This is a genomic window from Micromonospora sp. NPDC000668, assembly GCF_042897975.1.
Taxonomy (GTDB): domain Bacteria; phylum Actinomycetota; class Actinomycetes; order Mycobacteriales; family Micromonosporaceae; genus Micromonospora.
Map to the genome: position 1 here is coordinate 481,418 of NZ_JBIAYP010000005.1, position 13,723 is coordinate 495,140.

The window sequence follows — 13,723 nt, forward strand, 5'->3', positions numbered from 1 at the left end:
TACGCCTTTCCTGCCCTGGTGGGACCGGTCGGCGACCATGTGGTCATGCGCATAACCAGAATGTTTCCGCAGCCTCCAGGTGTCAATAGCCGGTCCGCCAGAATCTGAAACCGCCGCGTAACATTGACAAAATGCGGCTGATGGGCCGACCATTCACGCCAACCCGCTCCCGAGACGTTGCCGTGTGCGATCGTGTGGTCATGCGCATGACCAGCCGGGGCGACGGCCCGGGAGCGGGCCCCGGCCACCGGCGGGGACACGGAGGTGACGACGATGCCAGGCGCCAACGGACGGGCCACCCAGGCCGATGTGGCCCGGGTTGCCGGGGTCAGCCAGGCGACCGTGTCCCTGATCCTCAACGGGGGCGACACGGGCCGCCGACGGGCCGGTGAGCAGACCCGTCGGCGGGTGCTCGACGCCATCCGGATGACCGGGTACGTCGCGAACCCGGCCGCCCAACGCCTGGCCGGGGGACGGACCCGGATCATCGGCGTCTTCACCTACGAGCCGGTCTTCCCGCGCGACAGCCGGGACTTCTACCACCCATTCCTGGTCGGGGTCGAGGCGCAGACCGAGGAGCTCGGATGCGACCTGCTCTTCTTCACCAGCACCCCGTCGCGGGAGGGGCGGCGCCTGCTCGGTGCCGGCTCCCGTCGGCTCGGTATCGCCGACGGTTGCGTCCTGCTCGGCCGGCACGACGACAAGCGCGACCTGGCTGACCTGCTCAGCCGCGACTTCCCCTTCGCCTTCATCGGTCGTCGGGAGTCCGACGCCGGCACCGTGCCGTACGTCGGAGCCGACTACGTGACCGCCACCCGGGAGGTGGTCGAGCGATTGTTCGCCCTCGGCCACGAACGGGTCGGATTCGTCGGTGACCTCCGCCGGGACGAGCCGTCGGTGGACCGCGCGCAGGGCTACCACCAGGCGGTACGGGCCGCCGGGAGCCGTCCGGTCGTGCTGAACGGGACCGGGCTGACCGGCGGCGAGGCGCTCGACCTGATCGGCGAAACCGGGCTCACTGCGGCGGTGGTCTGGCCGTCCGGGTTGGCCCCGGACATCCGGGCGGCGGCGCTGGCCCGGGGGATGTCCGTACCCGGCGATCTGTCGCTGGCACAGCTCGGTGACGTCGAGGACGGCAGCCCGGACGACATCGATTGGACCGGGTTTCGGATTCCTCGCGAGCAGATGGGCGCGGCGGCGGTGCGGCTCCTCTTCGAACAGCTGGTCAGCCCCACCCTGCTGCCCGCCGACGCGCTCCGGCGCAGCCTGCCCTGCACCATCGTGCCCGGCGCCACCACAGGAGCACCGGCCCGCACCCGGTCACGGTCCGACGGCGGCGTCAGGTGAACCGGCTGCCGCCGGGGTGGCCGGTACCAGGCGACGGGTGATCCACAGCGGCGAGGTGACCGCGTTGCCCATCACCACCGAGTGGGCGCCGGCGGCGAACGCCTGCCCGATCTGTTCGGCGTCGCGGTACCGCCCCTCGGCGATCACCGGCACCGCCAGCGCGCCGGCCAGCCGGGCCACCAGCGTCAGGTCCGGTCCGTCGGTCGGTGGGCTGGCCGGGGTGTAGCCGGAGAGGGTGGTGGCGACGGCGTCCGCACCGGCCCGCACGGCGGCCACGCCCTCCTCGACGGTGGAGACGTCGGCGAGGACCAGCGCGTCGGTGTGCTCCCGGAGCGCGCGGACCGTGTCGGCGAAGCTCCGCCCGTCCGGACGGGGGCGGTCGGTGGCGTCCACGGCGACGATGTGCGCCCCGGCCGCGGCGACGTCGAGCGCGTGCGCCGCCGTCGGGGTGATGAACACCCCGTCGACGCCGTGCTTGTGCAACCCGATGACCGGTACGTCGACGGCGGCGCGGATTGCCGCCACGTCAGCGGTGCCGTTGACCCGGACGGCCACCGCGCCGCCGCGTACCACCGCCGCAGCCACCCGGGCCTGGACGTACGGGTCACGCATCGGGTCGTCCGGTTCGTTCAGCAGTGGCTGGCAGGAGTTCACGAGGCCGCCGGCCAGATCGTCGAACACACTCATCATCTCGTCGCGGCGTTGCGGGGCCGGTGGTATGCCCAGGCGGTTGAGGATACGACGGATTGTGGAGGTGCCGATCCGGTGACCGAGGCCGTGTAGTTCGCCTTGGATTCTCTGGTAGCCCCAGCCGGGATTGTCCCGGGCCATCTGCTCAACCAGGGCCACGATAGCCGCGTCAATCGGTGGGCGTCCCGGCCGGTTCGGGTAGGTCCAGTGATGGGCGACCAGCCGCCGATGCCAACGCAGGAGCGTGGCAGGAGTGACGAGCCGGTGCATCCTCACAGCGCGGGGAAGGAGCCTGATCAGAGCGCTGAGCGTGGGCCCGGTCGGCCCAATCCAACCGAGGCCTCGGGTTGGCCCGGCGTAGCACCGCGTTCTCATGACGCAGGACGAGGATCTCCACGTCCTTCGCGGCACTGGTCTTGGCGAGCAGGGTCAGCCATTCGGCGAGGCGGCAGAACATGAGGTAGAGCATGCGTAGCGACACGGCAATGGTCCTGCCGGACAGCAGTGCGGACCACCGCGCCTGGTCAACCACGGTAAGCAGGTTTTGGCACCCGACACGATGGGCTTGACCGGGGCACCGTCGGTGTTGGCGTACGCGAGGCTGATGTGCGGTCGCCATCTGGACGTCGAGGCCGTCGGGTTGGAACACGAGATGGTCGTCTTCCCCGGTGTGAACCACGCGTTCTTCAACGACACCGGCCGGAACCACAACGCCAACGCCGCGGCGCAGGCCTACGACCGGGTTCTGTACTGGTTCGGCAGGTTTGTCGGCCGTGGCGGTCGGGGCGGCTGAACCTGGGCGAAGGCCTGGCCAGCCAGGCTCAGGCGAACCTGAGCCTGGCTGGCCAGGCCACGTGCGGCTAGACGCCGCCGGACCCTGCCCTGGGCAGCGTCCGCACGACGGTCAGCGTCACATCGCCGTCCTGGTAGGACACCCTGAACATGTGGTGGCCCGCGTTCAGGATCCGCCGTTCCGGCAGGGAATGGAAGTTGCCCTGGATCGAGTCGCCGCTCATGATCGTCAGTACCGTGCCCGGAGTGAGGGGCGCGCGAATGTCTAGGGCGAGTTCGCCGTCCAGCACCAGGTCACCCGCGGCCCGCACGCTGGTGTAGTCGTGGTCGCCGGAGATGGTGATGGCGAGGCGACCCGCTCGGCTGACGGTCACGTCGCCGCCGACGTTCAGGACGTTGCCGGGCGCGACGTCGGTGAGGGTGATGGACGCCGCGGACGCCGCTTCCCCGGACGACAGACCGGGGTGCAGCACGCCGCTGTCGACGTCGATGCTGCCTGCCACGAAACCGCTGCCGCCGAGCGTACCGCCCTTGACGTCGATCGAGCTTGCGTGCGAGCCGGTGATCGAAAGCTTACCGCCTTCAACCGTCGTGCCGCCCTCGTAGGTGTCGTCGCCCGTCATGATCAGCGTCCCGGGGCCTTGCTTGGTCAGAGAAGCCGTGTAGAGGTTGTTGTCGATGTTGTTCTGAATGTAGGCCGCGCGCTCGTCCATCCATTCCTTGCGCCACTTGACGGCGTCCTCATAGGTGATCTTGTCGTACAACTCGGGATGGCCGTTAGTGATAGCTTGGATGTAAGGATCAGCCAAAATGCCCTGAAGCATGAAGGCCTGTTCGTTAAGCGTGGCGTCCGGGTTCAGCACGTTGGGGCTGAATTCACCGGCGTAGGCAATGCCTTGCTCCTTGTAGCCAGCCAGCCACTCCAGATCTTCCCTTTCCCTTTCCTTGATCGCGATCTGGCTGATGGCGTTCGACCAGACGTCCAGGGGCGCTTTATCCATGTTGTAGGTCATGGGGCTCAGGAGCTGGCCGGGGCCGTACATGCCCTTGGCCAGATCGGGAATCCCCCAGCCCCAGCGTTCGTCCGGAAGACCGTCGGGAGCGGTCCAGGCGATGGACGCCCCGGAGGGGGAGGTTTGCCCGGTGCCGAGGAATCTCACGCCGTCGGACATCTTGTTGTTCGCCGTGGTGAGCATCAGCTCACGCACCTGCTTGGCGTCCATGTTCGGATAGCGGGAGAGCAGAACCCCCATCACCGCTGTCGCAACGGGCGTTGCCGGTGACGTGCCGCTTGAGTTTGAATAGTTAGTGTCACCACCGCTGTTCGTGGTCCGAACGCTGTTTGAAGGGGTAGACACGGTCCACCATTTGGCGAGCGCCGCCTCGTTATACCCGAACTGCTTTGCGTATTCGGGATTGGCCACAGTGGGCGGTTGCACCCCGCCGACTGCTATCCACTGCTTTTCCGCCAACGGATTGAAGAAGGGATACGCCGGGCGAAAATACGGGTTGCTCCAGTCGTTGTTGCCGGACGACCTTACGTTGACGGTACCGCTATCCTTGATGGCGTCCCAGATGGCGTCCATAAAGGAACGTCCGGGGTAGTTCGGATTGTATTGAATGCCGCCTTCCGAATAGCTTTTCTTGAAGAAGAAATACTGGTACTCCAGATCCTTCAGATACTCGTTGGGGATAATGGTCGCCATTGCCGTGGCGCTGGCGCTGTCTTTGCCAGGCAGTTGGTAAGCGTTGGCGAGGTTGCCGTTGACTCCAAGGTCGTTTCCTAAGCCGTCAAAACGGGTTCTGTCAATAGTCTGGACAAAAGAGCCCCAACTGCTGTTGATGACCCGGGCGCCTGCGTCGACCAAAGCCTTATTGGCTGTATGCCAATACACGTAATCGTGGAAGGGACCGTGGGACTGGGTATCGGAACCGCCGGTCTTGGCAACATACATCTTCGATCCAAAGGCGATGCCGTGCTGGTCTTTACCATCGCGCATGCCGGAGGTAACCCCAAGCATACCGGTCCCGTGCCCGTAGTCACTTGTTCTCGCCTGATCACCGGCCACACTGAACCGCTCGCCCGCAGTAAACGGGTTCGCCGGGGTTGCTGCGTTACGATACCCGAAGCCGGACGTGCCGTAGACACCCTCCGCTCTCACCGAAGCGATCAGCCCGGTCTGAAATGCTTCGTGTGTAGCCCTGTAGCCCGAATCCATCATGCCCAGCGTGACGCCCTGCCCGCAGTACCCTAGGGCGTAGGCGGTGGACGCGTTTACCGCGACGAGCTGCCATGGGGAATTGACCGCTGTGCCAGGAGTAGAAGGATTATGGCCGGTATAATAACCATATTCCGGCGTTTCCCAACTGGCTTTAGCGGCATCTAGTTCCCCTGGACTCGTGGCGACAAAGCCGGGATCTTCCGGGTACGCCGGCCCGCCGCCCGTATGGCCAGGGGTCGATGTCGGACCGGACTTGGACGATGCCGAGGCGAACCCAGCCGGAAAAAACGCGATGCCTACTCCGGCAGCAAGGGTGCCTCCCAATCGCCGCAGGAACTGCCGCCGACTCGTGGACCTCATGCTCATCTCCGTCTCCTTCCCGATGGGTCGATATCTCTAACGGACCGGGGCGGCCTGTTGCGTCCCAGCCCCATGATCTACACGCGCCGGTCGAGACAAAATAAGGAAACCCTGCCACGTCAGAACGGCGAACTGGAACTCTCCCACGCGTGGCCTCCCTACATGATCACCAATTAGACTGCGACAGAAGTGCCTCGTCAAGAGGGCAACATCTATCCACCAGAAGCGGTTTGAGCGACCGTCTACATCTATGTACGTAACTGTCATGGACCGGGCCATGGGCTCCTCGCGGGGCCGGATGAGTGACGGCCCTGGTCGAGACTCGGTCCGTGTTGAGCTGGGGTTTCATGTGGTGGCTTGGTGCTCGTTGGAGAATCCTCCGAGGCGACTGCGGCGATGTATGCGGTCGGTTGGGGTGGGGAGTGGGACGTTGCGGTCGTCGGTCGGAGCTCGCAGACCGATCCCATGGTCATGGTGGCTTCGGCCGGTGTTGTAGTGCTCGATAGAGGTCTGTAGCACGCGGCCGCGAAGCAGCTTGGGTATGAGCCTGGTCAGGGCGGCGAGTACGGCCTGTCAGTCCACCGCAGCCCAGCGTGCGCGAAGCGCGCGTGGTCTCGGGTTGCCTCGGCGCAGCACCGCCACCTCGTGACGCAGCAGGAGGATCGCCGCGTCCTTCGACCCGGAGGAGCCGGCGAACAGCGCCAGCCACGAGAGCACCTGAACCAGAATCTGGTACAGCAGTCGGACGATCACGGACATCGATCGTCGAGTGCAGACGATCACGAGGTCAAGGGAGCTAGCCGAGTCCTCGACCAGGACAGCCGCCTCGATGACGCCGTAGCGACCGTGACCATCCTGCTGCACACCTTCTGGCTGGCCGGCTGGACCGCGGTCACCGGCGCAGCCGCACGGCTGCTGCGCACCCCACGCGTGCGCCGTACCCTCGACCGGCTCACCGGCACCGTCCTCATCGGCCTCGGCGTCCGCTCCGCGGTGACCTGACCCGAGACAGCAGGCGGTCCGTCGACGCCTTCTGGGCTCAGGAAGGCTTGGCGCGGGACCTGCCCACCTACCCCACCTCCTCGGCGTGTTCGGTGAGGACTACCGCCCGAGAGTCAACGGGCCCAGCAGAGGATTGACAGTTCACGCTGTGACAGCTGAGGATTGCCTCAGTCCACCAACTGTCACCGGAGAACCTCCGTCACCATCGTTCGACACCCCGGAATTCGGCGTTGCGGGTCCTGTCGAGGCGACGGAGCCGGACGACGTCACCTTCCCTTTCTCAGCGTGTCGCGCGCTCGGTTGCCGCAACGACCGCACGCGACCCAACGGATGGAGCCGCGTACCCCGGGCGTGCCCCTCGGCCATCTCCTACGGCCATCAGGCCGAGTAGCCAGAAGGGCAGACATCACCATGCCGAAATCCCTACCCGCGCGGTGGCGACGCCGCCTCCCGGTCCCGGCGGCGCTGGCCGCCGCCATGGCCGTCGTGCTGCTGGTCAGTCCGGCCTCGGCGACCGCGCCGGACGCCGGCGCGCCGGCCGATTCCGGCCCGGTCGCCGGTGAGCCGGCGAACGTCGTGGAGGTGCTGCTCGCCGGCACCGCGGAGCTGGACGCGCTGGTCGCCACCGGAGTGGACCTCGACCACCATGTCGAACGCTCGGAGAACGGCGTGGTCGCGCACGCGGTGCTCACGCCGAGCGAAGCCGCCCGGCTGACCGCGGCCGGCTTCACCCTCGGCGACGTGCTGCATCGCCCCGAGGACGCCCGGGCCCGCGTCGAGGAGCGCGAGTCGACCATCGCCGAGCACCTCGCCGAGAACCGGGAGTTCGCCGCCGCCGCGGCCGACCCGACCGCTCCGGACGTCTCCGACATCAAGATCATCCGCGCGGACTACTACACCTCCGGGACCAGCCAGGTCCTCTCCGTCGAGGCGAAGTGGGCGCAGGGCCAGACAGCCAGCAACACGCTCACCGTCGAGCGGGACAGTGGGCCGGGAACCGCGATCGGCTCCGGCGGCACGCAGACCATCTCCCGCTTCGTCGACGCCGGCGTCTACCTCTACCACCGTGGCGCCTCGGCGGTGACCAGCCGGCCGGACCGTATCCGGATCACCAGCCCCGCCGGGGACGTGGCCGAGGTCAAGGTGCAGGAGTGGCTGCCCACGCCGGAGACCAGCCCGGAGGGGCCGGGCTACCAGAAGGACTTCGTCACCAGCTACCTCACCCCGACCGAGCTGTACGCGCGGATCCACCAGCTCGCCGCCGAGTTCCCCAACCTGGCCGAGATCGTCGAGCTGCCGTACAAGACGAACGGCTACCGGCGGCACGCCCAGGCCGTCCTCGGCAGCGCCAACGCCAGCCGGGTCGCGGTGGACTCCCTGGCCTGGGGGCACCAGGGTGGCAACGACATCTCGGTGGAGCTGGTGAACCCGGGCGTCGGCAACTCGGCGCTGGCGGTGACCGTGAGCGGTAAGGCCATCCGGGTGGCCCTCGGTACCGACGGAGCGGGCGCGGTGACCAGCACCGCGGCCGAGGTCGTCGCGGCGCTCAACGCCGTGGCCGGGTCCCTGGTCAAGGCGTACACCTATCGCGGCAGCCCGGGCGGCGGCGTGGTCGCGCCGGCGGCGCGGACCCTGCTCACCGACGACCTGAGTGCGCCGGCCTCCGTCTCCCGCGATCCGCAGCCGGTGTACGCGATCCGGATCGGCAAGGTTCGGGACGGTTCGAAGCCGGGTGTGCTCGCCTACGCGCAGGAGCACGCGCGGGAGTGGGTGCCGCCGCTGGTCACCGTCGAGACCGCCGAGCGGTTGCTGCGCAACTACGCGCACGACGGGCAGACCAAGCAGCTGCTGAACAACCTGGACATCTGGATCGCGCCGTCGGTCAACCCGGACGGCGGCCACTACTCCTTCTACGACTTCAACTCCCAGCGCAAGAACATGACCAACCACTGCCCGTCGACCGGGGCCGCAGACTTCCTCGGCCGGGACTCGTGGGGCGTCGACAACAACCGCAACTACACCGAGTACAGCCTCTTCGACGGGTACTCGGGCGCGTCGAGCAGCTGCACCAGCGGCACCTACGCCGGGCCGAGCGAGCTCTCCGAGCCGGAGAACCGCAACGTCGACTGGCTGGCCGCCCGCCCCAACATCAAGTTTTCGATGAACCTGCACTCCTCCGGGAACTACTTCATGTGGTCGCCGGGCGCGTACGCCCTGCCGGACCGGACCTCGGCGCCGCGGCCGACGCTGGCCGAGGAGTCGGCCTTCTGGGGCGCGTCCTCGCGGATCCTGACCGCCATCAAGCAGCACCGGAACATGCCGGTCACCCCGGCCCGCACGGGCCCGATCTCCGACGTGCTCTACTCGGCGGCGGGCAACTCCGGCGACATGCTCTGGTACAAGTACGGCATCTACGCCTGGAACTTCGAGGTCGGCACGTCCTTCCAACCTGACTGGGAGGAGGCGCACTCCGAGGCGATGGAGTTCTCCAATGGCCTGGTCGAGCTAATGCGGGTGGCCCGGGACTTCGCCAAGGACCGGACCCGCCCGGAGAGCACCCTCACGGTCGCCCCCAGCTCGACACCGGGCATGGTGAACGTGACCTTCGGCGTCTCCGAGCCCGCCTCGGTCTTCTACACCCTCGACGGCGCTACGCCGACGTACTCGTCGACGCTCTACGGCTCGGCGGGCATCCGCGAGGGCGGGGAGACCCTGACGATCCCGGCCGGCACCCGGATCAACTGGTTCTCGGTCGACTCGGCCGGCAACGTCGAGAACAACTACACCCCGGACGGCAGCGGCAAGAACTACCGCAAGGGCCAGGCGGTCCTGCCGACCAGCTGACGAATCACGGCAGGTAGGGACGGCCGCGGCGCTCCTGGGCGCCGCGGCCGTCCCCGCTCAACGCAGGAATCCGGCCATCGTCTCCACGAACCACTCCGGATCGTCGAGCCACGGATAGTGCCCGGCGCCCGGCTGCACCGCCAACTCGGCCCGCGGGAACAGGCCGGCGTACTCGGCGGCGCGCTTCGGCGGGAGCCCAACGTCGTACTCGCCGGCGAGCAGCAAGACCGGCGCCTGAAGGTGACCGAGGGCGGACCTGACAGCCTCCGGGTCGACGGCCCCGACCGAGTAGTAGACGGCCGCTGCGTCGTCATTGCGCTGCCCCGCCTCCCCGGCGACCCGGGCCCCGGCGGTCGGCGTCCCACCGGCCGTGGGTGAACGGTGTGATCGCCTCCCAGTCGGCGGCGGTGGGCTGGCCCGACCAGATGCGTTCGAAGGCGGCGAAGGCCGCCGCCGCACCGGACATCCGCGACCCGCCGTCCATTGTGTCGCGTCGTGGCAGGAATCCGGTGATGCCGAACAGTTCCGCGGAGAATGCCTCCCGGGTCAGCGGCTGGCCGGCTGCAGCGGGGGTCGGGCCCCGCGATTACGGTGACCATGAATGGGGGTGGGCCATGGCTCCGGAGGTGTCGCCGCGAAGGGCCAGGGCCGTGCTCGTCGCGCTCTCCCTTGCCGCGTTCGCGTTCATCACGACCGAACTGCTGCCCGTCGGCCTGCTGACCCACATTGCACCCGATCTCGATCGGTCCCGCTCGCAGGTAGGTCTGCTGGTCAGCGGGTACGCCGTCGTGGTCGTGCTGGCGTCCGTGCCGCTGGCCCGGCTGACCCAGCGGGTCCCCGGCGTCAACTGCTCGGCGTCACGATGCTCCTGTTCGCCGCCGGGAACGCCACCGCCGCGCTCGCGCCGACGTACGCCGTGCTGGCGGGCTCCCGCCTCGTAACCGCCCTCGCCCAGGCGCTGTTCTGGTCCATCGCCACGGCGACCGTGACCGGGCCCTTCCCGGTCGCGGTGCGCGGCCGGGTGATAGCGCTGTTCGCGACCGGCGCGACGCTCGCCCCGGTGCTCGGTGTACCCCTCGGCACCTGGCTCGGGCAGCAGGCCGGTTGGCGTGTGGCGTTCGCGGCGCTGGCCGGGGTCGGTCTGGCGATCGTCGCTGCGGTGCTCGTCTTCCTTCCTTCCTATCCCCCGGCCGCTGGCGGCGCCGCCCGGGGCACCGCACCGGACGGGCGGCGCTTCGCCCTGTTGCTGATCGCGACCGCCTTCGGCATCGGCGGCTTCATGACCCTGCAGACCTACGTCACACCGTTCCTGCTCGACGTCAGCGGCTTCGCCGACGCGGTGCTGGCGCCGCTGCTGTTCGCGGCCGGCGCCGCCGGCGTCGTCGGCACCCTGGCCGCGACCCGGACCCTGGACACCCGGCCGATCGCTTCCCTGCTGACGCCGCTGAGCATCGGCACGGCCTCGCTGTTCGGCCTGTACGCGCTCGGCGCGCTCCGGCCCGGCGCGGTCGCACTCCTCGCCGGGATCGGCCTCGCCTACGCGGCGTTCGGCTCCGCCGTGCAGAACCGGATGCTGCAACTGGCTCCGGGTAGCACCGACATCGCGTCGGCCGGCGTCAGCACCGCCTTCAACGCCGGCATTGCCGGCGGATCACTGCTCGGCGGTGCCCTCCTGCCCACCTCGGGGGCACGGTCGCTGGCACTCGTCGGCGGGCTGCTCACGCTGGTCGCCCTCACACTGCTCGCCGTAGACGCGCGGCGGGGCCGCGCCGCCGGGCCAGCGCCGACCGCCACCCGACCCTCGTTCAGTGTCCGTATGCGTCGTACGCCTTCCAGTCCTCGACCGGAGTGAGCGGAACTGGTGCGGGCCGCTCCACCACCGTCGTCAGCTCGATCCGCTGGCCTTCGCTGCCGACTGGGATCAGGGTGGTCATCGTTTCGAGTACGTGCAGCCCGACGTCGCCGCCAGCGCGCGGCGGACGCCAGCGCGTCGGCGAGCCTCATCACCGCGATAGCCGGTCTGCTGGCAGTCGTCAAAATGGTGGGTGATCATTGATGCCAGACACCGAGGCATGGCTCCTGGGCGGTCCTGCCGACGGCCGCATCACGCCGATCGAGCTCGACGCCCCGGGACAGCTGCCCGCAGCACTGGCGCTACACCAGAGCGGGGTCCATGTCGGCGCCGACAACCAGCCGAACCCGCTCACTCCGCATCGATGCGCGAGAAATGCAGAGGTTTTGGCCTGTCCAGTGCAACGCAGGTCAGCGGCGGGGTAGCACACCCAGGAGGGTTGCGGTCAGGGCCAGCTTCAAGTAGTCCTTCAGCTCCAGGTGGAAGCGGGCCAGGTCGGGCTCGGCCTGGTAGGCCGCCTGCAGGCTGGGTGGGGGTGTGCTGTACGCCGACAGCGCGCCGGCCATGACCATGGTTTGCAGGCTGAACAGTGTTGCGTTCTCGCCCAGCTCCGGCAGGTACTTCTGGATCAGGGCGGTCATGGTTGTCAGGCGGTCCAGCGAGGCGCGCTTGTAGCGTGCTACGACCTCGACGGAGACGTTGTGTTCCAGGACGCTGCCCTGTGCGCCGAAGAGGTCGCACAGCACCACTCGGCCGGAGAGCGAACGGCTGAGGATCTCGGCCACCGCTGCCGCTCGCTCGGCCATGGGTAGATTCTCGTCGATGCCGGCAGCCAACTCGCTTGCCAGTTCCGTCAGCCACTCCTGCAGGAAGTGGTCCAGCAGTTCTAGCAGCACCGCCTCGCGAGACTCGAAGTAGCGCAGCACGTTCGGCTTCGCCAGGCCTACCCGGCGGCTGAGTTCGTTCAGGGTGACCGCGGCCACGGGCATCTCGTTGAGCATCGCCGATGCCATGTCGAGGATGGCCCGTCGGCGGATCTCCCGCTGCTCTTCGGTTCGCGCCCGCTGGAAAGTCACGATCGCCAGCCTAACTTAGGTACCTGCGGTACGTTGACAACGTACCGAAAGTACTTTAACGTCGTCGGCACAAGATACCTTCGGTACGTTAGCTAGTTGGGAGCCTGACATGCGCGAAAAGTGGACGACAGCGAACATTCCGGACCAGCGCGGACGGGTGGCCGTGGTGACCGGGGCCAACACCGGACTGGGGTACGAGACCGCCAAGGCGCTCGCCGAGCGCGGGGCGTCCGTCGTCCTCGCCGTGCGCAACGTCGAGAAGGGCGAGCAGGCCGCGGCCCGCATGACCGGCGACGTGACCGTGCAGGCGCTGGACCTGACCTCGCTCGACTCCGTCCGGACCACGGCGGCGGCGCTGCGGTCCCGGCTCGACCGGATCGACCTGCTGATCAACAACGCCGGCGTGATGTACACCCCGAAGCAGACCACCCGGGACGGCTTCGAGATGCAGTTCGCCACCAACCACCTCGGCCACTTCGCGCTCACCGGGCTGCTGCTGGACCTGATGCTGCCGGTGCCCGGCTCCCGCGTGGTGACGGTCAGCAGCACCGGCCACCGCATCCGGGCCGCGATCCACTTCGACGACCTGCAGTGGGAGCGGTCGTACAGCCGGGCCGCCGCCTATGGCCAGTCCAAGCTGGCCAACCTGATGTTCACCTACGAGCTGCAGCGCCGGCTCGCCACGCACGGCACCACCGTCGCGATGGCCGCGCACCCCGGCATGTCCAGCACCGAGCTCGCCCGCAACACCCCCGCGGCCCTCCGGCTTCCGCTCACCTGGCTCGCGCCGCTGATCACCCAGACGCCAGCGATGGGCGCGCTGCCGACCCTGCGCGCCGCCACCGACCCCGCCGCGCTCGGCGGCCAGTACTACGGTCCCGGCGGACGCAACGAGGTCATGGGCCACCCCCGGCTGGTCACCTCCAGCCCAGACTCGTACGAGGTAGCCGTCCAGCAGCGGCTGTGGGCCGTCTCCGAAGACCTCACCGGGGTGAAGTTCCCCGTCGCTCAGTCCAAGCAGAACTCGCTTCCCTCCGGATCGACCATCACGATGTAGCCCGCGCTGGTAGGAGGCGCCGGCTCGTCGCGGCGCAAGCGGGTGGCGCCGAGACCGACGAGGCGCTCGCACTCCGCTTCGAGGGCGGCCATCCGCTCGTCGCCGTGCAGGCCGGGTGCGGCGCGTACGTCCAGGTGCAGGCGGCACTTGGCGGTCTTGCCCTCGGGGACCTGCTGAAAGAAGATCCGAGGACGTACGCCCTCAGGGGGTCCTCCAGGGCCGATCGGGTGCTGTGCTGCTCCACCGGGACGCCGTGGCGCAGGAGTAACTCGGACCAGACGGCACCGGCCTTGCAAAGATCAAGACGACTGTCGGCTGGTGTCCATGGCTGCTGCTAGCCTGCTCGTCCTGTCGTCCGCAGTCGGCCTCGGACGGCGTCCGTAGGTCGGCTTGGCTGTACGGATGGCTGTACAGCCCCACGGACCACGCCAGTTGTGCAATGGATCATAAGTGCTGTCTTTGGTCATGGCCGAACCCTTCT

The 13,723-nt window shown here is 68.3% G+C and carries 13 protein-coding genes and 1 pseudogene; 7 read left to right on the forward strand and 7 right to left on the reverse strand.

Annotated features, from left to right (window positions below; all coding sequences use genetic code 11):
- Positions 1-273 precede the first annotated feature (273 nt).
- Entirely contained in the window at positions 274-1,347 is a 1,074-nt protein-coding gene (locus ACFY29_RS26930; RefSeq protein ID WP_386990830.1) for a LacI family DNA-binding transcriptional regulator, read from the forward strand.
- On the opposite strand, the gene ACFY29_RS26935 is transcribed toward ACFY29_RS26930, so the two are convergent.
- Positions 1,321-2,034 carry an N-acetylmannosamine-6-phosphate 2-epimerase gene (locus ACFY29_RS26935; protein WP_386990832.1) on the reverse strand — a complete coding sequence of 238 codons (714 nt, stop codon included), beginning with the start codon at positions 2,032-2,034 and terminating at the stop codon, positions 1,321-1,323. The two genes, ACFY29_RS26930 and ACFY29_RS26935, sit on opposite strands and share 27 nt — an antisense overlap.
- A 105-nt stretch (positions 2,035-2,139) precedes the next feature.
- Positions 2,140-2,412: pseudogene (locus tag ACFY29_RS26940) on the reverse strand (hypothetical protein); the annotation flags it as partial.
- A gap of 229 nt (positions 2,413-2,641) precedes the next feature.
- On the opposite strand from ACFY29_RS26940, the gene ACFY29_RS26945 reads away from it, so the two are divergent.
- Positions 2,642-2,830, forward strand: a complete 189-nt coding sequence (locus ACFY29_RS26945; RefSeq protein WP_386990638.1) for a dienelactone hydrolase family protein — start codon at positions 2,642-2,644, stop codon at positions 2,828-2,830.
- Between the two features lie 67 nt (positions 2,831-2,897).
- Here the strand turns inward: ACFY29_RS26945 and ACFY29_RS26950 are convergent, their stop codons facing one another.
- Together ACFY29_RS26950 and ACFY29_RS26955 are read right to left on the reverse strand one after the other, a co-directional pair.
- The gene (locus ACFY29_RS26950) at positions 2,898-5,417 is read right to left on the reverse strand and encodes a S8 family serine peptidase (protein WP_386990640.1); all 2,520 of its coding nucleotides are present in this window, start codon (positions 5,415-5,417) and stop codon (positions 2,898-2,900) included.
- Between the two features lie 567 nt (positions 5,418-5,984).
- Positions 5,985-6,170 (reverse strand): hypothetical protein, encoded by a 186-nt coding sequence (locus tag ACFY29_RS26955; RefSeq protein ID WP_386990642.1) that lies wholly within the window; start codon positions 6,168-6,170, stop codon positions 5,985-5,987.
- Positions 6,171-6,257: 87 nt separating this feature from the next.
- On the opposite strand from ACFY29_RS26955, the gene ACFY29_RS26960 reads away from it, so the two are divergent.
- The gene (locus tag ACFY29_RS26960) at positions 6,258-6,413 is read left to right on the forward strand and encodes a hypothetical protein (RefSeq protein WP_386990644.1); all 156 of its coding nucleotides are present in this window, start codon (positions 6,258-6,260) and stop codon (positions 6,411-6,413) included.
- Positions 6,414-6,824: 411 nt separating this feature from the next.
- Positions 6,825-9,257, forward strand: coding sequence for a M14 family metallopeptidase (locus ACFY29_RS26965; RefSeq protein WP_386990646.1), 2,433 nt, complete (start codon positions 6,825-6,827; stop codon positions 9,255-9,257).
- A 57-nt stretch (positions 9,258-9,314) separates the two neighbouring features.
- On the opposite strand, the gene ACFY29_RS26970 is transcribed toward ACFY29_RS26965, so the two are convergent.
- Positions 9,315-9,716, reverse strand: a complete 402-nt coding sequence (locus ACFY29_RS26970; RefSeq protein ID WP_386990648.1) for an alpha/beta fold hydrolase — start codon at positions 9,714-9,716, stop codon at positions 9,315-9,317.
- Between the two features lie 155 nt (positions 9,717-9,871).
- Between ACFY29_RS26970 and ACFY29_RS26975 the strand changes: the two genes are divergently transcribed.
- On the forward strand, positions 9,872-10,198 hold the full coding sequence (locus tag ACFY29_RS26975; RefSeq protein ID WP_386990650.1) for a hypothetical protein: 327 nt from the start codon (positions 9,872-9,874) through the stop codon (positions 10,196-10,198).
- The gene (locus ACFY29_RS26980) at positions 10,120-11,109 is read left to right on the forward strand and encodes an MFS transporter (protein ID WP_386990652.1); all 990 of its coding nucleotides are present in this window, start codon (positions 10,120-10,122) and stop codon (positions 11,107-11,109) included. Before ACFY29_RS26975 ends, ACFY29_RS26980 begins: the two co-directional genes overlap by 79 nt.
- Positions 11,110-11,519: 410 nt before the next feature.
- On the opposite strand, the gene ACFY29_RS26985 is transcribed toward ACFY29_RS26980, so the two are convergent.
- Positions 11,520-12,185 (reverse strand): TetR/AcrR family transcriptional regulator, encoded by a 666-nt coding sequence (locus ACFY29_RS26985; protein WP_386990653.1) that lies wholly within the window; start codon positions 12,183-12,185, stop codon positions 11,520-11,522.
- A gap of 109 nt (positions 12,186-12,294) precedes the next feature.
- On the opposite strand from ACFY29_RS26985, the gene ACFY29_RS26990 reads away from it, so the two are divergent.
- The gene (locus ACFY29_RS26990) at positions 12,295-13,242 is read left to right on the forward strand and encodes an SDR family NAD(P)-dependent oxidoreductase (RefSeq protein ID WP_386990655.1); all 948 of its coding nucleotides are present in this window, start codon (positions 12,295-12,297) and stop codon (positions 13,240-13,242) included.
- Here the strand turns inward: ACFY29_RS26990 and ACFY29_RS26995 are convergent.
- Positions 13,194-13,538 carry a VOC family protein gene (locus tag ACFY29_RS26995; RefSeq protein ID WP_386990657.1) on the reverse strand — a complete coding sequence of 115 codons (345 nt, stop codon included), beginning with the start codon at positions 13,536-13,538 and terminating at the stop codon, positions 13,194-13,196. The genes ACFY29_RS26990 and ACFY29_RS26995 overlap by 49 nt on opposite strands.
- Positions 13,539-13,723: the final 185 nt, after the last annotated feature.

Bases quoted from the DNA above. Each gene is read 5' to 3' on its own strand.
- ACFY29_RS26930 (WP_386990830.1), top strand. From the start codon at position 274: ATGCCAGGCGCCAACGGACGGGCCACCCAGGCCGATGTGGCCCGGGTT.
- ACFY29_RS26935 (WP_386990832.1), bottom strand. From the start codon at position 2,034: ATGAGTGTGTTCGACGATCTGGCCGGCGGCCTCGTGAACTCCTGCCAG.
- ACFY29_RS26945 (WP_386990638.1), top strand. From the start codon at position 2,642: ATGTGCGGTCGCCATCTGGACGTCGAGGCCGTCGGGTTGGAACACGAG.
- ACFY29_RS26950 (WP_386990640.1), bottom strand. From the start codon at position 5,417: ATGAGCATGAGGTCCACGAGTCGGCGGCAGTTCCTGCGGCGATTGGGA.
- ACFY29_RS26955 (WP_386990642.1), bottom strand. From the start codon at position 6,170: ATGTCCGTGATCGTCCGACTGCTGTACCAGATTCTGGTTCAGGTGCTC.
- ACFY29_RS26965 (WP_386990646.1), top strand. From the start codon at position 6,825: ATGCCGAAATCCCTACCCGCGCGGTGGCGACGCCGCCTCCCGGTCCCG.
- ACFY29_RS26975 (WP_386990650.1), top strand. From the start codon at position 9,872: ATGGCTCCGGAGGTGTCGCCGCGAAGGGCCAGGGCCGTGCTCGTCGCG.
- ACFY29_RS26980 (WP_386990652.1), top strand. From the start codon at position 10,120: ATGCTCCTGTTCGCCGCCGGGAACGCCACCGCCGCGCTCGCGCCGACG.
- ACFY29_RS26990 (WP_386990655.1), top strand. From the start codon at position 12,295: ATGCGCGAAAAGTGGACGACAGCGAACATTCCGGACCAGCGCGGACGG.